1 protein-coding gene is annotated in these 274 nt (G+C 62.8%); it reads right to left on the bottom strand.

What is annotated here, in order from left to right; genetic code table 11:
• Positions 1-274, bottom strand: a 274-nt coding sequence (locus AAIL67_RS24825) for an Ig-like domain-containing protein (protein WP_343485415.1), incomplete at both ends; no start/stop codon positions are given.

The raw sequence follows: 274 nt of genomic DNA, 5'->3' as shown, positions 1-274 counted from the left end.
GGGCGTGAAGGTCGCCGTCCAGGTAATGCCGCCATCGCTGCTGGTGACCGTGCTTAAGGTGCCGCCGCTGACGCTCAGGTCGCTGTTGTCAAACCCGTCCACCGCTTCACTGAAGGTGATGGTGACCAGTGTGCTCTCTCCGGCTTGCAGCGCTGCCTCCGCTACGACGATGGTGGCCGTGGGCAGTGCGGTATCGATGGCATAGGCGTTGGACACCGTGCTGCCCACTCCGGCATTGCCTGCCTTGTCTGTCACACCAGCGTTGTTCAGTGTG

It is taken from the genome of Comamonas sp. A7-5 (genome assembly GCF_039581385.1).
GTDB lineage: Bacteria > Pseudomonadota > Gammaproteobacteria > Burkholderiales > Burkholderiaceae_C > Comamonas > Comamonas thiooxydans.
Note: the sequence above shows the minus strand (reverse complement) of the source record. Positions and strands in the feature narration are given on the sequence as shown.